Source organism: Microbispora amethystogenes (assembly GCF_016863015.1).
GTDB classification, from domain to species: Bacteria; Actinomycetota; Actinomycetes; order Streptosporangiales; family Streptosporangiaceae; genus Microbispora; species Microbispora amethystogenes.
This window is the reverse complement of sequence record NZ_BOOB01000034.1, coordinates 12,773-29,899: the sequence shown is the minus strand read 5'-3', so window position 1 is coordinate 29,899 and position 17,127 is coordinate 12,773. Positions and strand designations below refer to the sequence as shown.

The 17,127-nt window shown below is 71.3% G+C and carries 13 protein-coding genes and 1 pseudogene; 10 read left to right on the top strand and 4 right to left on the bottom strand.

Translation table 11 applies throughout. The features are described 5' to 3' along the window. Nucleotides 1-15: 15 nt before the first annotated feature. Both Mam01_RS21610 and Mam01_RS21605 read right to left on the bottom strand, forming a co-directional pair. Nucleotides 16-1,137, bottom strand: a complete 1,122-nt coding sequence (locus Mam01_RS21610; RefSeq protein ID WP_204287054.1) for a hypothetical protein — start codon at nt 1,135-1,137, stop codon at nt 16-18. Next, nucleotides 1,134-2,420, bottom strand: coding sequence for a glucarate dehydratase family protein (locus Mam01_RS21605; RefSeq protein ID WP_239101504.1), 1,287 nt, complete (start codon nt 2,418-2,420; stop codon nt 1,134-1,136). The genes Mam01_RS21610 and Mam01_RS21605 overlap by 4 nt, the downstream gene beginning before the upstream one ends. Before the next feature lie 138 nt (nt 2,421-2,558). On the opposite strand from Mam01_RS21605, the pseudogene Mam01_RS21600 reads away from it, so the two are divergent. Further along, nucleotides 2,559-3,782 (top strand): annotated as a pseudogene (locus tag Mam01_RS21600) (RNA-guided endonuclease InsQ/TnpB family protein); the annotation flags it as partial. A gap of 37 nt (nt 3,783-3,819) precedes the next feature. On the opposite strand, the gene Mam01_RS21595 reads toward Mam01_RS21600, so the two are convergent. Continuing rightward, nucleotides 3,820-4,722 (bottom strand): 5-dehydro-4-deoxyglucarate dehydratase, encoded by a 903-nt coding sequence (locus tag Mam01_RS21595; RefSeq protein WP_204287052.1) that lies wholly within the window; start codon nt 4,720-4,722, stop codon nt 3,820-3,822. A gap of 223 nt (nt 4,723-4,945) precedes the next feature. Here Mam01_RS21595 and Mam01_RS21590 point away from each other — a divergent pair, with 223 nt between their 5' ends. The 3 genes from Mam01_RS21590 to Mam01_RS21580 are packed head-to-tail and all read left to right on the top strand — an operon-like array spanning nt 4,946 to nt 7,646. After that, on the top strand, nt 4,946-5,749 hold the full coding sequence (locus Mam01_RS21590) for an NAD-dependent epimerase/dehydratase family protein (RefSeq protein ID WP_204287051.1): 804 nt from the start codon (nt 4,946-4,948) through the stop codon (nt 5,747-5,749). 1 nt (nt 5,750) lies between these two features. Further along, nucleotides 5,751-7,169 carry an aldehyde dehydrogenase (NADP(+)) gene (locus Mam01_RS21585; RefSeq protein ID WP_204287050.1) on the top strand — a complete coding sequence of 473 codons (1,419 nt, stop codon included), beginning with the start codon at nt 5,751-5,753 and terminating at the stop codon, nt 7,167-7,169. A 57-nt stretch (nt 7,170-7,226) separates the two neighbouring features. Continuing rightward, nucleotides 7,227-7,646 carry a nuclear transport factor 2 family protein gene (locus tag Mam01_RS21580; RefSeq protein WP_204287049.1) on the top strand — a complete coding sequence of 140 codons (420 nt, stop codon included), beginning with the start codon at nt 7,227-7,229 and terminating at the stop codon, nt 7,644-7,646. Nucleotides 7,647-7,729: 83 nt separating this feature from the next. On the opposite strand, the gene Mam01_RS21575 is transcribed toward Mam01_RS21580, so the two are convergent. Continuing rightward, nucleotides 7,730-9,049, bottom strand: coding sequence for a pectate lyase family protein (locus Mam01_RS21575; RefSeq protein ID WP_204287048.1), 1,320 nt, complete (start codon nt 9,047-9,049; stop codon nt 7,730-7,732). A 263-nt stretch (nt 9,050-9,312) separates the two neighbouring features. Here Mam01_RS21575 and Mam01_RS21570 point away from each other — a divergent pair, with 263 nt between their 5' ends. The 6 genes from Mam01_RS21570 (at nt 9,313) to Mam01_RS21545 (ending at nt 17,103) form a co-directional block, all read left to right on the top strand. Continuing rightward, the gene (locus Mam01_RS21570; RefSeq protein WP_239101515.1) at nt 9,313-10,170 is read left to right on the top strand and encodes a carbohydrate ABC transporter permease; all 858 of its coding nucleotides are present in this window, start codon (nt 9,313-9,315) and stop codon (nt 10,168-10,170) included. Nucleotides 10,171-10,184: 14 nt separating this feature from the next. After that, nucleotides 10,185-11,063 (top strand): carbohydrate ABC transporter permease, encoded by an 879-nt coding sequence (locus tag Mam01_RS21565; RefSeq protein ID WP_204287046.1) that lies wholly within the window; start codon nt 10,185-10,187, stop codon nt 11,061-11,063. 44 nt (nt 11,064-11,107) lie between these two features. Continuing rightward, nucleotides 11,108-12,397, top strand: a complete 1,290-nt coding sequence (locus Mam01_RS21560; RefSeq protein WP_239101503.1) for an ABC transporter substrate-binding protein — start codon at nt 11,108-11,110, stop codon at nt 12,395-12,397. 91 nt (nt 12,398-12,488) lie between these two features. Then, entirely contained in the window at nt 12,489-13,652 is a 1,164-nt protein-coding gene (locus tag Mam01_RS21555) for an enolase C-terminal domain-like protein (RefSeq protein ID WP_204287045.1), read from the top strand. Between the two features lie 31 nt (nt 13,653-13,683). Next, nucleotides 13,684-14,457 (top strand): IclR family transcriptional regulator, encoded by a 774-nt coding sequence (locus Mam01_RS21550; RefSeq protein ID WP_150936897.1) that lies wholly within the window; start codon nt 13,684-13,686, stop codon nt 14,455-14,457. Between the two features lie 72 nt (nt 14,458-14,529). Continuing rightward, on the top strand, nt 14,530-17,103 hold the full coding sequence (locus Mam01_RS21545; RefSeq protein WP_204287044.1) for a DNA translocase FtsK: 2,574 nt from the start codon (nt 14,530-14,532) through the stop codon (nt 17,101-17,103). Nucleotides 17,104-17,127: the final 24 nt, after the last annotated feature.

Below are 17,127 nucleotides of genomic sequence, written 5' to 3'. Positions count from 1 at the left end.
TCATTGCAATACAGATCAGCGCCGTACGGCGGCGGTGATCGCCTTGAGGCGGGCGGCGGAGGCGAGGCCGCCGTGGTACCAGTGGATCTCGGAGGCGCCGGCCGCGGTGTACGCCTCGGCCAGGAACGTCAGCGCCCCGGCGTCGGCCGGGCGCGGCGGCAGGGCCAGCACGTACGCCCCCACCCGCGGCCCCAGCCGGCCGAGGGCCCGCAGCCCGGCCTCGTCCACCTCCGGGGAGTTCCAGCAGTTGCCGACGAGCAGGTCGGCGTCCACGCCCTCGGGGACGGTCGCGAACGGGCCGGTCGCCCACGGGTCGGCGCTGGCGTGCAGGGCGACCTCCAGGCCGGGCCGCGCCGCCCTGGCCTCCGCCAGCAGCAGCGCGCGCAGCTCGCCCGCGAGCCCGGTGCGCAGGCCGCGCAGGGTGTCCGCCAGGTCGCCCAGCGCCTCCTCGACCGAGCCCGGCCGGCCGTCCACGCCCGCGCGCACCCGCGCCCGCGCCTCGGCCACGTCCAGCCCCGCCGTCTCGTACCGCACGACGCAGTTCGCGCAGAAGCACAGGGACAGCAGGGCGACCTGCGCGGGCGACCAGTCCGCGCCGTCGGTCTTCTCGTGGTGGCCGCCGTGCCGGAAGCCGAGCGGGCCGCACGCCTCCAGGATCAGCGCGTCCGGGTCGCCGGTCTCCACGATCTCCCGGACCAGCGTGCGGCAGTAGTCGCGCACGTCGGCCGCCGCCGGGCACAGCGCGTACGGATAGCTCTCCCCGAACGCGTTGACGACGACCAGGTCGGGGTTGGCCGAGCCGAGCAGCGTGTTGTGGGTCAGCACGGTCCACGCCCGCACCGGCAGGCCCGCCGCGCGCAGGGCGTCCCTGGCCTCCCCGAACGGGTCGGCGGAGTCCATCCACGACGGCGTGCCCGGCACCAGGCGGGCGCCCTTCCACGCCTCCTCCCGTACGGGCACGTAGCAGGCGGAGTGCCGGGCGTCGACCAGCCGGTGGGCCGGGTGGTGGGGGGTCGCGGCCCGGGTGGTGTGGTACGACGCGGCGAGCGCGACGGCGTCGACGCCGAGCGCCGCCAGGCGGCCGGCGGCGCCCGGGTCGCCGGCGATGTCCCAGGGGTAGGCGTAGATGACGTTCACCAGCGTGGCCTCCGAGCGGAGAAGGACGGGTCGACGGACCTCATGTACGTCGTGTCGTCACGGGAGCGGACCCCGCACTTCTCATACTGCTCGTTCATGATTGCGAGGGCGTCGCGGTCGAGTTCCACCCCGAGTCCCGGGCCGTCCGGCACCGGGACCGCGCCGTTCACGAACCGCAGCGCGCTTTTACCGTCCGAAGATGGGGCGACCACGTCCTGGCCGTCCTGCCAGGGGGTGTGGGTGTCGCAGGCGTGGGTCACCGCCGGGGTGGCGGCGGCGAGGTGCGTCATCGCGGCCAGGCTGATGCCGAGGTGGGAGTTGGAGTGCATGGAAAGCGCGACGCCGAAGGTCGCGCACAGCGTGGCGATGTGCGCCGAGCGCACCAGGCCGCCCCAGTAGTGGTGGTCGGTCAGCAGCACACCGATGGCCCCCGCGCGCAGCGCCGGAGGCAGGTGCTCGGGGGTGACGACGCACATGTTGGTCGCGAGCGGCATCGGCACCTCGGCGGCGACCCGCGCCATGCCCTCGATGCCCTCGGTGGGGTCCTCCAGGTATTCCAGCAGGCCGTCGAGCTCGCGGCCCACCCGGATCGAGGTCTCCACGCTCCACACGGCGTTGGGGTCGAGGCGCAGCGGATGCTCCGGGAAGGCGTCCCGCAGCGCGCGGATCGCCTCGATCTCCTGGTCGGGCGGGAACACCCCGCCCTTGAGCTTGATCGAGCCGAAGCCGTACCGGCCGATCAGGAGGCGGGCCTGCTCGACCACCCCCTCGGGGTCGAGTGCGGCGCCGAAGCCGTCCTCCGGGGCGCCGGGGTGGCCGCCCCACTTGTAGAAGAGGTACGCGCTGTAGGGCACGGCGTCGCGCACCCGGCCGCCGAGCAGGTCCACGACGGGCCGGCCCGCCGCCTTGCCCCGGATGTCCAGGCAGGCGACCTCGAAGGGGGAGAAGATCCGGTCGACGGTCTTGGCCCGGGAGGAGGTGCCGGTCAGGCCGTGCAGGTCGGTGACCACGTCGGCGCCGACGAGGCCGGCCACCGTGGCGTACATGGCGTTGTCGCCGTAGACGTCGTGACCGCGCAGCGCCTCGGCCGCGGCCCGCACCCGTACGAGGTGGTCGATGTCGCCGTAGGTCTCCCCGAGGCCGGTCAGCCCCTCGTCGGTGACGACCTCGACGACCGTGCGCAGGGCCCAGGGCTCGTGGACGCCGGCGGCGTTGAGCAGCGGCGGGTCGCGGAAGGCGACCGGCGTGACGTGTATCTCGCGAATCCTCATCGGGCCGCTCATCAAGATCCTCCGTGGAAGCCCCCGTCTTCAGGCGGGGGAGGAATCGGACTCCCTGCGGAGCAGGGCGAGGGTGGGTGTTTTGCCGCAAAGCGGACCGCTGTAGGAAGCCACGTGATCGTCAGCTGATCGGGTGGCATGATGTGCGGCGTGGCGCAGATGGTGAAGCGGGCCTACAAGTACCGCTTCTATCCCACCCCCGAGCAGGTCGAAGAGCTTGCCCGGACGTTCGGGTGCGTGCGCCTGGTGTACAACAAGGCGCTGGAGGAACGCACTCGCGCCTACACGCTTGAGGGCCGCCGTGTCTCCTATGCGGAGTCCTCGGCCGCGCTGACGGCGTGGAAGCGCGAGGAGGAGCTGGCGTTCCTCAACGGGGTGTCCTGTGTGCCGTTGCAGCAGGCGCTGCGGCATTTGCAGGCGGCGTTCGCGAATTTCTTCGCCAAGCGGGCGGGGTATCCGGTGTTCAAGTCGCGTAAGAGGTCGCGGGCGTCGGCCGAGTACACCCGCTCGGCGTTCCGATGGCGGGACGGCCGGTTGTGGCTGGCGAAGATGGACGGGCCGCTGGACATCGTGTGGTCGCGTCCGCTCCCGGAAGGGGCGGAGCCGTCCACGGTGACCGTGAGCAGGGACGCGGCCGGGCGGTGGTTCGTGTCCCTCCTGGTGGAGGAGGCGATCCGCCCCCTTGGCCCCAGCGGGGACGTGGTCGGGGTGGACGCGGGGATCACCAGCCTGGTGGCCCTGTCCCGCCCGATCCCCAGGGTGACCGACGAGGACGGCAGGGTGGCCAATCCCCGGCATGAGCGTGCCGATCGCAGGCGCCTGGCCACGGCCCAGCGCTCGCTGGCGCGCAAGGCGGCGGGCAGCGCGAACCGGGCCAGGGCCCGGCTGAAGGTCGCCCGCGCCCACGCCCGGATCGCCGACCGGCGCCGGGACTTCCTGCACAAGCTGACCACCTCGCTCGTCCGCGATAACCAAACGGTCGTGATCGAGGACCTGACCGTCCGCCACATGGTCAAGAACCACTCGCTCGCCCGCGCCATCTCCGACGCCGGCTGGCGGGAGCTGCGGTCGATGCTGGAGTACAAAGCCAGGTGGTATGGGCGGGAACTGGTCGTGATCGACCGGTGGTTTCCCTCCTCCAAGCTGTGCAGCGTGTGCGGGGCACTGGCCGAGGCGATGCCGTTGCACGTCCGGGAATGGGAGTGCGCCTGCGGCGCGGTCCACGACCGGGACGTCAACGCCGCCAGGAACATCCTCGCCGCCGGGCTGGCGGAGAGGTGAAACGCCTGTGGAGCTGGTGTAAGACCTCAACGAGAGTCCTCTCGGACGAGGCGGCCGGCGGCGAAGCAGGAAGACCAACCTGTGAGGGTTGGAATCCCCTCCCTTCAGGGAGGGGAGGATGTCAACCGACCATGTCCAGCCCGGCCGCGATCAGCTTCTCCAGCCGGGCGACGTGTTCGGGGGCCGCGTCCACGAGCGGCGGCCGCACCCCGCCCACGTCGAGGCCGCGCAGCGTGACGCCCGCCTTGACCAGCGAGACGGCGTAGCCGGGCACGAGGTCGCGCAACTCGACCAGCGGCCGGTAGAAGCCGCTCAGCAGGCGGCGCACCAGGTCGTCGTCTCCGGCGTTCACGGCCTTGTGGAAGGCCAGGGCGACCTCGGGGAGGAAGCAGAACACGGCGGAGGAGTACAGGCTCACGCCGATCCCCCGGTAGGCGGGCACGGTCATCTCGGCCGTCGGCAGACCGTTGAAGAACGTGAACTCCCGCCCCGCGGTCTCCCGTACGGCGAGCACGATCCGCTGCATGAGGTCGACGTCGCCGAGGCCGTCCTTGAACCCGGTGACGTTCGCGATCCCGGTGAGCGTCGCCGCGGTGGCGGGCGTGAACCGGGCGTTGCCCCGCTGGTAGACGATGACCGGCAGGTCGGTGGCCGCCGCGACCTCGCGGACGTAGCGCACCAGGCCCTCGGCGGGGGCGTTCACCAGGTAGGGCGGCAACAGCAGCAGCCCGTCCGCGCCGGCCGCCGCGGCCCTGCGCGCGCACTCGCGGGCGTACGGGAGCGGCCCGCCCGCGCCGGACAGGACGGGGACCCGCCCGCCGGCCGACTCGACGGAGATCCGCACCACCCGCTCGTACTCGTCGATGCCCAGCGCGTTGAACTCGCCGGTGCCGCAGGCCGCGAACACCCCGCCCGCGCCGTCCGCGACTCCGCGCGTCACGTGCCGGGCCAGTACGTCCCCGGCCAGTTCGCCGCCGGGGTCGAACGGTGTCACGGGGAAGAAGAGAACGCCCTCGAGACGCATCCGCCAGCCCTCCCGTCCACGTATGTGGACACTGTTCTCGATCCTGTTCTTGACGCTAGTCGGGCCCTGAATGTGAAGTCAACGAAGAGTGCAGCCGTCTCACGAAGGGCGCCTTGGGTTCATATACACGAACAGCGCCCGTTGTTGTGAACACGCGGGCGTTACTGTGAAACTGCAAAGTGGTATCGGCGCAGAAATCAGGACAGATCGCGACAGGAGGCACATGCGTATTCTCATCACCGGCGCGGCGGGCGGCGTCGGCACCTTGCTGCGACCCCGGCTGGCCAAGGAGGGGCGCGTGTTGCGTCTGCTCGACGTCACGCCCCTGGAGGCGGGGCCCGGCGAGGAGGCGGTGACCGCGAGCATCATCGACGAGGAGGCCATGGCCGCCGCGATGGACGGCGTGGACGCCGTGCTCCACCTGGGCGGGCACAGCCTCGAACGCCCCTGGGCGCAGATCCTGGATGTCAACGTCAACGGCACCTACGTGGTGCTGGAGGCCGCACGGCGGGCCGGGGTCCGCCACGTCGTGCTGGCGAGCAGCAACCACGCCGTCGGGTTCGCCCCGCGCGGCGAGGGAGAGGCCCCCGACTACCTGTTCCCGCGCCCGGACACCTTCTACGGCGTCAGCAAGGTCACCAAGGAGGCGCTCGGCTCGCTCTACCACGACCGTTACGGCCTCGCGGTGACGTGCCTGCGCATCGGCTCCTGCTTCGAGCGGCCGAGGGACGTGCGCATGCTGTCGACGTGGCTGTCGCCCGACGACTGCGCGCGACTGGCCGAGGCGGCGCTGGCGGCCGACGGCTTCCACGTGGTCTGGGGCGTGTCGGCCAACACCCGCCGCTGGTGGTCCCTGGAGGAGGGCAGGGCCATCGGCTACGAGCCGAAGGACGACGCCGAGGTCTTCGCCGATACGCTCGTCGCCGAGCACGGCGAGCCGGACCTCGGCGACCTGCCGCACTCCGTGGTGGGCGGGGCGTTCTGCGGCCCCCACTACGACGTGGACAGTCTCACGGCGGAGGGATGAGATGACCAGCCCGATGGATCAAGCGGTGGACGAGGCGGTCCGGCGGGCCGCGGCGGCGGGCGAGGCGTGGCGCACGACGCCCGCGGCCGAGCGGGCCGCCGTGCTCGAAACCGTCGCCGACGCGCTGCTCAAGCACGCCGAGGAGCTGTGGCCGGTCGCGGCGGAGGAGACCCGCCTGCCCGAGGCCCGGCTGCGCGGGGAGGTCGCCCGTACGGCCGCGCAGTTCCGGCTGTTCGCGGACGTCCTGCGCGACGGCGGGTGGGTCGAGGCGGTCATCGATCACCCCGACCCCGGCGCCACGCCGCCGCGTCCCGACGTGCGCCGGATGAACCATCCGCTCGGCGTCGTCGCCGTCTTCGCGGCCAGCAACTTCCCCTTCGCGTTCTCCGTGGCGGGCGGCGACACGGTGTCGGCCCTCGCGGCCGGCTGCCCGGTCGTGGTCAAGGCGCACGAGGGCCATCCGCGCACCTCCGACCTCACCGCCTCCGTCGTACGGCGGGCCCTGCCCGACCCGGACCTGCTCGGGCTCGTGCACGGGTTCGAGGCCGGCGGGCCGCTGGTGCGGCACCCGCTGGTCACGGCGGCCGGCTTCACCGGCTCGATCGCGGGCGGGAAGGCGATCCAGAAGCTCATCGACGAGCGGCCCGACCCCATCCCATTCTATGGCGAGCTGGGCAGCGTCAACCCCGTCGTCGTGCTGCCGTCGGCCGATCCCGCCGCCGTGGCCTCCGGGTTCGCGGCCTCGCTGACGCTCGGGGTGGGGCAGTTCTGCACCAACCCCGGCCTGGTGTTCGTCCCGGCCGAGGGAGGGTTCGGGCAGGCCGTCGCCGAGGCGGTCGCGGGAACCAGCGGCGGGCCCATGCTGACCGCCAAGATCCGTGAAGGTTACCTGCGGGCGTCCGGCAGGCTCGCCGAACGGCTCACAGTGCTGGCCGGCGGAGGCGAGGTGGACGGCATCACCCCGCGGGTGTTCGCCGCGGACCTGGAAGCGTTCGCGGACGGCCTGCCCGAGCTGGGGGAGGAGTGCTTCGGCCCCTCGGCGATCGTGATCCGCTACCGCGACCCCGCCGATCTGCCCGCCGTGCTGCGGCGGCTGCCCGGGTCGCTGACCGCGACCGTGCACGCCGCCGGGCCCGAGGAGGCCCGCGACCTGCTGCCGGTGCTGCGCCGGCTGGCCGGGCGGCTCATCTGGAACGGCTGGCCCACCGGGGTCGCCGTCTGCTGGGCGATGCACCACGGCGGCCCCTGGCCCGCCTCCACCACCCCAGCGCACACCTCCGTCGGCGCGGCCGCCATCAGGCGCTGGACGACCCCGGTGGCGTACCAGGACTGGCCGGAGGACCTGCTCCCGCCGGAGCTGCGCGACGGCAACCCCCTCGGCGTGCCCCAGCGGGTGGACGGCCGCCCGCGCCTCTCCTGACGGACGTACGCCCACGTAACCTGGACTCCCGGATGTGCGGGAAACGGGGGTTTCGCCGTGCTCGATGTGGTGGAGCGGTACTTCACCGCCTACAACGCCCACGACCTCGGGGAGGTCATGGCCTGCTTCGGCCGGGAGCCGAGGGCGGTGGGGCCCGGCGGGCCCGTGGAGGGCCGCTCGGAGGTCGCGTCGTACCACACGTCCGTCTGGCACGCCTTCCCCGACGTGCGCGTCACGGTGTGGCAGAAGATCGTCACGGAGGCGGCCGTGGCCGTGGCCGCCGTGGGCACCGGCACGCACGCCGGCCCGTTCCCGCTCACCACGGGCGAGGTCGTCGAGGCCACCGGGCGGCGGGTCAGCGTGCGCTCCTGCTGGATGTTCGACATCGACGTCGGGTGCGGCCTGATCGGCTGCAGCGAGGTCTTCTACGACCAGCTTGAGCTGTGCGTCCAGCTCGGGCTCCGCCTGCCCGCCTGAGGCGTGCCCACCTGAGGCGTGCCCGTCTCAGGTGGGCACGTCTCAGGCGGGCCGCGGGGGACGACGCGGAGTCCGCGCGGACGTCAGCGGATCTTCCCGGCGCCCGCGTGCCGGGAGACCTCCCTGGGCACCGCCGCGGCGGGGTCGATCCCGGTGTGCAGGGCCGGGGTCCAGCCCGCGTCCGCGCCGAGATCGGGGTCGTGCTTCGCGTTGTACGCCCCGACCAGGTCGATCGGCCGTTCCGTTCCGCCGACGCGCAGCAGGTTGCCCTTGGCGGTGAGGGCGGTGCCGCCCCAGTCGTACAGCAGCGCGGCCGGGTCCACGGCCCGGCTGAGCCGGAAGTAGTTGTTCTCCGCGTAGATCTGGGACTCCACGCCCACACCCAGTGCGTACACGAAGGTCGCCGCGTCGGGCGCCTGGTAGTAGTTGTTGTAGACGTGCACCTTGCCGAACCGCACCCGCGGCAGGCGCTGCAGGTTGTCGTAGAACTCGTTGTGGTGCACGGTGACGCTGAGCTTGCCCCGGTCGTTCGCGGGGTTGTTGGTCGAGCCGATCAGCATCGTCTTGTCGTGGTCGCGGAAGCTGTTCCAGGAGACGGTCACGAGGTCGGACGCGCTGGTGATGTCCGCCTGGCCGTCGTGCACCTGGTACGGCCGGCCGAAGTAGACCGGCTGGTTCGCGTCGGGGTTGTCCCCGTCGGTGAACGTGTTGTGGTCGATCCACACATGGGTCGAACCGGTGACCGAGATGTTGTCGTAGAGGGAGTTCCAGTTGCCCTCGTCGCCGTCGGTGGGGTCCCACTGGGGGAAGCAGTCGGCGGCGTCCTCGAAGCGGATGTTGCGGATGATGACGTTGTCGGCCTTGTCCACGTGCAGGTTGATGTGCCGGATCGTCGCTCCGGGCAGGCCGACGATCGTGGTGTTCGACGGCACCTTGAGCTTGACGTACTTGGTCTGCGCCGCCGCCGAGGCGGCCCGCGCGTCCTCCATCGGCCCGGACGGCTCGGTGTCGCTGCCCCACACGGCCGGGTCGTACGCCGTGAGGTAGCCCGCGAGGGTGTAGCCGCCGGTGGCGAAGTCCGCGCAGGTCCTGTCGACGTCGACGACGCCCTTCACGTAGATGATCCGGGGGCCGGGGGAGGCGAGCGCCGCGACCAGGCCCGCACGGTCGGTGACCACGCGGACGTTTGCGGCGGGCGCCGCCGCGCCGCCGGTGGTGCCGGCGCCGGCCGAGGCCCAGCCGTCCCCCGCCGGGAGCGTCTGCCGCCCGAGATCGGCTGCCACAGAATCGGTCGCCACAGAATCGGTCGCCACGGAATCGGTCGCGGCGGCGCTCGCCGCAGGCGCCGGGACGGCGGTCGCGAGCACCAGGACGGCGGGCACGAGCAGGGATCTTGCGGGCATGGCGGTCTCCGTTCGCGGTCGTGCCTTCATCCTTCTGAACGTGATTCATACTCATGAACACCCGGACCGTACGGCGAGTTGTGGCGATGGTCAAGGCGTGCGGGAGTGCCGAGAGTGAATGTCTCGAATAGGACACGGGTCCTTGACAGGACGAGTGCGGAATATCACCGTTGATCCGTCGTCGTCCATGTCCGTGAACGGCGTTCAGGAATATGTTCAGATCCCTGGAGAAGCGTCGCGAAGGAGATGGGCCGGTGACGACGATGCGCCGCAGAGCCGTGCCGTACCTGCTGATCTCACCCACGGTCGCGCTGATCGCCGCGTTCCTCGTCTATCCGATCGGCAGCGTCGCCTACTACAGCCTGCAGCACCGCAATCTCACCCGCCCGTGGGCGGACGGCTTCGCCGGCCTGGACAATTTCCGGCACATGCTGTTCGAGGACGAGGTTTTCTGGCACAGCCTGGGATTCACCGCCAAATGGGTGATCGCCGAGATCGGTCTCCAGCTGCTCCTCGGGCTGGCGCTGGCGCTGATAGTCAATGAAAGCTTCATCGGCCGGGGGCTCGCCCGGTCGCTGGTGTTCTCCCCGTGGGCCGTCTCCGGAGTGCTGACGACCGGGATCTGGATCCTGCTCTACACGCCGGGCACCGGCGTCCTGCGTTTCCTCGGGCAGCCCGAGGCGGCGGTGCTCGGCAATCCCGACACGGTCTTCCCGGCCGTGGTGGTGGCCGAGCTGTGGCGCGGCGTGCCGTTCTTCGCGATCCTCCTGCTCGCCGGCCTGCAGGGAATCCCGGGCGAGCTGTACGAGGCCGCGGCGGTGGACGGCGCCGGGCGCCTCAGGCGCTTCCGCCACGTCACGCTGCCGCACCTGCGCGACGCGATCGTGCTGGCCACGCTGCTGCGCGGGGTCTGGGAGTTCAACAACGTCGACCTGCTCTACACGCTCACCGGCGGCGGTCCCGCGCAGGTCACGACCACGCTGCCGCTGTACGTCGCGCAGCGGGCCGTCGACTCCAAGGACTTCGGGTACGGCTCGGCGCTGACGATGGCGGGCTTCGTGATCCTGCTGTTCTGCTCCGTCCTCTACCTCCGGCTCAGCCGGTTCGGCGAGGACCGATGAGGAGGGCTCCGGCGATGAGCGCCGACGTCATGACCCGCCCGCGCCCGCGAGCGGTGCCCGCGGCCCGCCGCGGGCGGCCGAGACGGGACCCCGGCCGGGTGCTGCGGCTCTACGTCCCTCTCGGGCTGTACCTGGTCTTCACCCTCGTGCCGTTCTACTGGATGCTGGTCTTCGCCCTGCGTCCGGCGGGATCGGCCGACCCGGTGCCGTGGCCGATCACGTTCGAGCACTTCGAGACCGTCTGGAACGACATCGGCTACGCGGTGTTCTTCCGGAACAGCGTGATCGTCGGGGTCTGGTCGCTGCTGGTCACCACGGTGATCGCGGTCATGGGCGGCTACGCCCTGGCGCGTTACCGGTTCCGCGGCCGGAGCCTGTTCATGGTCGTGCTGCTGTGCACCCAGTTCGTTCCCGGCGCGATGATGCTGATCCCGCTGTTCTCGATCTTCAAGACGCTCGGCCTCATCAACAGCCTCGGCAGCCTGATCGTCGCCGACACCGTCTTCAACCTGCCTCTGTCGATCATCCTCATGAGCGGGTTCGTCTCGGCCGTGCCGTTCACGGTGGAGGAGGCCGCGATGGTCGACGGGTGCGGCCGGCTGCGCGGCTTCCTCGCGATCGTGCTGCCGCAGCTGCGGCCGGGACTGATCGCGGTCGGGTCGTTCGCGTTCATCCACACGTGGAACAACTTCCTGTTCGCGCTGATGTTCGTCAGCAGGCAGGACAGCTTCACGATCCCCGTCGGGCTCAGCTACACGATCGGGGAGTACAGCGCCGACTTCGGGGCTCTGGCGGCCGGTGGCGTCGTCGCCGCTCTGCCGGTGGTCTGCGTGTTCGCAGTGGTCCAGCGCTATCTCGTGCACGGCATCAGCGCCGGCGCGGTCAAGGGGTAGCGATCCCCCCAGCTCTACACAGCCTCTCCTGACCAGGAGGAACCATGAAGATGAAGGTGGCCTGGGCGGCGCTCGCCGTTCTCGCCGTCACCGCCACCGGGTGCGGGTCCGGCTCGGACTCCGGCGAGGGCTCCGGCAAGACGACCATCACGTTCTGGGACAACAACGGCGGCGCCCGCACCCCGATCTACCAGGAGCTCATCAAGCGGTTCGAGGCGGCCAACCCCACGATCCACGTCGAGTACGTCGGCGTCCCGATCGCCTCGGTCCAGCAGAAGTACGACACGGCCGTCGCGGGCGGCGACACCCCCGACGTCGGCGGCGTGACCACCTCGTACCTGGCCAACCTGACCGGCCAGCAGGCGCTGGAGCCGGCGGACGAGTGGCTGGCCAAGAGCGGGGTGAACGGCAAGCTGGCCACGCCGATGCTCGACTCGGTCCGCAAGACGGTGCCCGACGGCAAGCTCTACCTGGTGCCGAACACCTCCAACATGGACGTGGTCTGGTACCTGAAGGACAAGCTCCAGCAGGCGCCGGCGACCTGGGACGAGTTCTTCACGGACGCCGACCGGCTGACGAAGAAACCCGACCAGTACGGCTACACGATCCGCGGCGGCGCCGGATCGATCTTCCAGATCCTCGCCGAGATGTACTCCTACTCGGGGATCGGCGAGTTCTTCGACGCCTCGGGGAAGAGCACGGTCAACGACCCGAAGAACGCCGAGTTCCTCGGCAGGATGGCCGGGCTGTACAAGAAGGACACCCCCGAGGCCGACGTCACCAACGACTTCCCGAAGATGGTCGCCGCCTTCGGCACCGGGAAGATCGCGATGATGCACCACAACCTGGGGTCGTACAACGACCACGTGAAGGCGCACGGCAAGGACAAGATCGGCGCGTTCGCGCTGCCGACCGGCCCGGGCGGGAAGCGGACCGTCGTCGCCAACCCGGTGGACGGCTTCGCGGTGTTCAAGAGCAGCGAGCACAAGGACGCCGCCTGGAAGTTCGTGGAGTTCCTCGTCTCCCGCGACGGCAACAGCTACTGGAACCAGCAGACCGGCCAGATCCCGGCCAACACCGACGCGCAGGGCGACTCCTGGGTGCAGGGCCTGGACCACCTCAAGACGGCCGTCGACACGCTGAACGATCCGAGCACCCAGGTCGTGTCGCCGCCCTACTACCTGCCCCAGTTCTCCTCCATCACCAAGGCCGACACCGAGCCCCTCTTCCAGAAGGTGCTGCTCGGCCAGATGAAGCCCCAGGAGTTCCTCGACACCCTGGCGCAGAAGCTGACCGACGCCCAGGCCGAATGGAAGAAGGCCAACGGCGGCTGAGCGGCCACCCCCGGACCGGGCCGGTGCGTCCCTGACCGCGCACCGGCCCTCCCAACCCACCGAGGCAGCCCACTCAGGAGGCGAGGTTCCCATGGCGGTCGTCGAACGCGTCGGCGTCACGGTCTTCACCACGGTCACCAGGTCGGTGGTCGACGGGCACGGCCACCGGCACCCCGGCCCGCCCCGCGAGGTGCGGGAGGCGCTGCTCACGATCACCGACAGCGACGGCGTCACCGGGCACTGCCTCGCCGCGCCGGACACCGTACGGGAGGCGGTGATCACGAGTCACATCGGACCGGCGCTGGTCGGCCAGGACAGCCTCGACCGGGAGCGGCTATGGCACCGCGTCGCCCGACGCCAACGCGGCGCGCAGGGCAACCTCTCCGACCGCGCGCTCAGCGCCGCCGACCAGGCCCTGTGGGACCTCGCGGGGCGCAGGCTCGGCCTGCCGGTCTGGAAGCTGCTCGGCGGCGCCCGCGCCGAGGTGCCGGCGTACGCGAGCACGATGTGCGGCGACGACATCCCCGGCGGCCTGGCCACCCCCGAGGACTACGCCGCCTTCGCCAAGGACCTGGTCTCCCGCGGCTACCGCGGGATCAAGCTGCACACCTGGATGCCGCCCATGCCGTACGGCGTGGACCGCGACATCGAGGCGTGCGCGGCGGTCCGCGACGCGGTCGGCCCGGACGTGGCGCTCATGCTCGACAGCAACCACTGGTACTCCCGCTCCGAGGCCCTGACCCTCGGCCGCGCCCTCGACGAGCTCGGCTTCGCCTGGTACGAGGAGCCGATGGAGGAGGCGTCGGTGCAGTCGTACCGGTGGCTCGCCGACCAGCTCAGGACGCCGATCCTCGGCCCGGAGACCTCCTGGGGCAAGCACATGGCCCGGGCCGAGTGGGTGGCCGCCGGTGCGTGCGACATCCTCAGGGTGGGCGTGGTCGGCTCCGGCGGGATCATCCCGGCGGTCAAGGCCGTGCACCTCGCCGAGTCGTTCGGCATGGACTGCGAGATCCACGGCAACGGGTCCGGCGCCCTGGCCGTGATCGGTGCCACGCTGTGCGGGCGGTGGTACGAGCGGGGCCTGCTGCACCCGCACTCGGACTACGACACCCCCGCCCCGCACCTGCGGTCGATCGTCGACCCGCTCGTGGACGGGAAGGTGCGGATGCCGGATGCCCCCGGGCTGGGGGATGATCTGGATGTGGACTACATCGCCTCCCGTACGGTCGCCTCCTGGGGAACCGGCTCACAATAGGAGGCGGACAGGCCGGTCAGGGAGGTACCAAATGGCGGAACCCGTGCCGCACGTGAAGTCGGCGCTCCGGACGGTCGAGCTGCTCGACTTCTTCGCGCAGTATCCCGGGCTGCACAGCCTCACCGACCTGCAGGGCAAGCTGGGCTACCCCAAGAGCAGCCTGCACGCTCTGCTGCGCACCCTGGTCGACCTCGGCTGGATCGAGACCGACGTCACCGGCACGTTGTACCGGATCGGTATGCGGGCGCTGCTGGTCGGGGCGACGTACATCGACGGCGACCCGGTGGTCCAGCTCGCGCACGACGCGCTGGACTGGCTGGCGGAGGTCACGGGGGAGACCGTGCACCTCGCCCGGCTCGACCACTTCGACGTCGTCTACCTCGCCACCCGCGCCTCGCGGCACTACCTGCGGCCGTTCTCCCGGGTCGGGCGCCGGCTGCCCGCGAGCACCACCTCCCTCGGCAAGGCGATCCTGGCGAGCCGGGACGACGAGGAGGTGCGGGCGCTGCTGCCCGCCGAGCTGCCCTCGCTGACGGCCCACACCATCGTGGACGCCGAGGAGCTGCTGGTCGACCTGCGCCGGGTGCGCAAGCAGGGATACTCCGTCGACCGGGAGGAGAACACCGAGGGGCTGCGGTGCTTCGGCGTGGCGCTGCGGATCAGCGATCCGCCGAGAGACGCCATCAGCTGCTCGGTGCCGATCCCGCGCCTCACCCCGGATCGGGAGAAGGAGATCGCCTCCTGCCTCCTGGAGGCGCGCGAGCGCATCGAGCGCTCCGCCCTGCGCCAGCGCCGCGCCTACTGAATCAACCCGCCGCCCCGGCCCGTTCGGCGAGCCTTCCGGACATCTCCGTGCCTTACGAGTAACTTCGGCATCATGGCCACCCGTACGTCCGGACAGGGGTCCGGCAAGCGCTCCACGCCCCGCTCCGGGCAGCGCTCGGGGTCCCGTACGGCAGCACCGAAACGGTCCCCGGCGGGCTCCCGAGGCAGGGCGGCGCCCCGGCCCGCGCCGAGGAAGCGCCCGCCCGCCACCGGACACGACCCGATCAGCTGGGTCTTCCTGGTGATCGGCAAGGTCGTCATCGGCCTCTGGATGGTGGTGGCGAACAGCCTGGGCATGGCGGCCCGGGCGCTCGGGCAGAACGCCCGCGACCTCGACCCCGTGCACCGGCGCGACGGGCAGGGCCTGTCGGTGCTGGCCGGCGCCATCGTGCTCGCCGCCCTGACCTGGCGCCGCGACACCACGACGGGCTTCGCCGCGGTCGTCGACGCCGTGGTGCGCGGCACGGTCGGCTCGCTCACCTGGGCCGTCCCCGTGCTCCTCGCGCTGCTCGCCTGGCGGCTGCTGCGCCACCCCGACCAGAACTCCGAGACCGGCAGGATGGGCATCGGCTGGACCGCGCTGCTGGCCGGGATCCTCGGGATCGTGCATGTCGCCCACGGCACGCCGTACCCCTCGGGCGGGCCGACCGACGGCATGGACAACGTGTCGGCGGCGGGCGGCATGGTCGGCTTCATCGTCTCGGCGCCGCCGTCGAGCATCCTGCCGGCGTTCATCACGATCCCGCTTCTGGTGATGCTGTCGGGCTTCGGCCTGCTGGTGATCACCGCGACCCCGGTGCACCGCGTCCCCGAGCGCCTCGCCGAGATCCGGCACATGCTCTTCGAGCGGCCGGAGGGGGCCGGGGGGCCGCGCAGGTCGCCGGCCGGGCCGAAGAAGCGCACCCGCAAGTCGCAGGGCGACGCCGGTGAGGGCGGCGACCGGGTCAAGCCGTACGACACGCCCGTGCTGTCGGAGAAGGAGCACTCGCCGGAGATCGTCCCCGGCCTGGTGGACGAGGCCGCCGACGCGGCCGCCGACCTGGCCGCGCCGAGCGAGCCCACCGAGCCGGAGATAGAGCTCCCCAAGGCCCCGCCGCAGCCGCCGCTGCCGACCCCGGCGCCGCGGAAGGTCGAGCAGCTCGTCCTGTCCAGCCAGGAGGGGCCCTACACGGTGCCCGATCTCGCGCTGCTGCGGCCGGGCAGCGCCCCCAAGCAGGAGACCAAGGCCAACCGGACGGTCGTGAACGCGCTGACCAGCGTGCTGGAGCAGTTCTCCATCGACGCGCAGGTCATCGGGTTCACCCGCGGCCCGACGGTCACGCGGTACGAGATCGAGCTGGGCCCGGCGGTCAAGGTCGAGAAGGTCACCGCGCTCACCAAGAACATCGCGTACGCGGTGAAGTCGGCCGACGTGCGGATCCTGTCCCCGATCCCGGGCAAGTCGGCGATCGGCGTGGAGATTCCCAACGTCGACAAGGACCTCGTGTCGCTCGGCGACGTGCTGCGCTCGCAGGTGGCCCAGGCCGACCACCACCCGATGATCGTCGGCCTCGGCAAGGACGTCGAGGGCCGCACGATCGTGGCCAACCTGGCCAAGATGCCGCACATCCTCATCGCGGGCGCCACCGGCGCGGGCAAGTCGACCTGCATCAACGGGCTGATCTCCTCGATCCTGATGCGGGCCACCCCCGACGAGGTCCGCATGGTGCTGGTCGACCCCAAGCGGGTCGAGCTCAGCTCGTACGAGGGCATTCCCCACCTCATCACGCCGATCATCACCAACCCGAAGAAGGCCGCCGAGGCCCTCGAATGGGTGGTCGGCGAGATGGACCGGCGGTACGACGACCTGGCCGCCAGCGGCTTCCGGCACGTCGACGACTTCAACAAGGCCGTCCGGGCGGGCAAGCTGGTGCCCCCGCCGGGCAGTGAGCGGGTCTACCAGCCGTACCCGTACCTGCTGGTGATCGTGGACGAGCTGGCCGACCTGATGATGGTCGCGCCGCGCGACGTGGAGGACTCGATCGTCCGCATCACCCAGCTCGCCCGGGCCGCGGGCATCCACCTGGTCATCGCCACCCAGCGGCCGTCCGTGGACGTGGTCACCGGCCTGATCAAGGCGAACGTGCCGTCCCGGCTCGCGTTCGCGACCTCCTCGCTCGCCGACTCCCGGGTCATCCTCGACCAGCCGGGCGCCGAGAAGCTCGTCGGGCAGGGTGACGCGCTGTTCCTGCCGATGGGCGCGAGCAAGCCGATACGGCTCCAGAACGCGTTCATCTCCGAGAAGGAGATCGCGGAGGTCGTCGGCCACTGCAAGGTCCAGATGCAGGCCGAGTACCGCGAGGACGTGGCCGCGCCGGCCGCCGTCAAGCGGGAGATCGACGAGGAGATCGGCGACGACCTCGACCTGCTGGTCCAGGCCGCCGAGCTGATCGTGTCGACCCAGTTCGGCTCCACGTCGATGCTCCAGCGCAAGCTGCGGGTCGGCTTCGCCAAGGCCGGACGGCTGATGGACCTGCTGGAGAGCCGCAACGTGGTCGGCCCGAGCGAGGGATCGAAGGCCCGCGAGGTGCTGGTCCAGCCCGACGACCTGCCCGGCCTCCTCGCCGATCTGCGCGGCGAGTCCTAGGGCCGTCGTCACCCCGCGCGGCGG

Coding starts and splice junctions, on each gene's coding strand:
- Mam01_RS21605 (WP_239101504.1), bottom strand. CDS start 2,420: ATGAGCGGCCCGATGAGGATTCGCGAGATACACGTCACGCCGGTCGCC.
- Mam01_RS21595 (WP_204287052.1), bottom strand. CDS start 4,722: ATGCGTCTCGAGGGCGTTCTCTTCTTCCCCGTGACACCGTTCGACCCC.
- Mam01_RS21590 (WP_204287051.1), top strand. CDS start 4,946: ATGCGTATTCTCATCACCGGCGCGGCGGGCGGCGTCGGCACCTTGCTG.
- Mam01_RS21585 (WP_204287050.1), top strand. CDS start 5,751: ATGACCAGCCCGATGGATCAAGCGGTGGACGAGGCGGTCCGGCGGGCC.
- Mam01_RS21575 (WP_204287048.1), bottom strand. CDS start 9,049: ATGCCCGCAAGATCCCTGCTCGTGCCCGCCGTCCTGGTGCTCGCGACC.
- Mam01_RS21570 (WP_239101515.1), top strand. CDS start 9,313: ATGCGCCGCAGAGCCGTGCCGTACCTGCTGATCTCACCCACGGTCGCG.
- Mam01_RS21565 (WP_204287046.1), top strand. CDS start 10,185: ATGAGCGCCGACGTCATGACCCGCCCGCGCCCGCGAGCGGTGCCCGCG.
- Mam01_RS21560 (WP_239101503.1), top strand. CDS start 11,108: ATGAAGATGAAGGTGGCCTGGGCGGCGCTCGCCGTTCTCGCCGTCACC.
- Mam01_RS21555 (WP_204287045.1), top strand. CDS start 12,489: ATGGCGGTCGTCGAACGCGTCGGCGTCACGGTCTTCACCACGGTCACC.
- Mam01_RS21550 (WP_150936897.1), top strand. CDS start 13,684: ATGGCGGAACCCGTGCCGCACGTGAAGTCGGCGCTCCGGACGGTCGAG.
- Mam01_RS21545 (WP_204287044.1), top strand. CDS start 14,530: ATGGCCACCCGTACGTCCGGACAGGGGTCCGGCAAGCGCTCCACGCCC.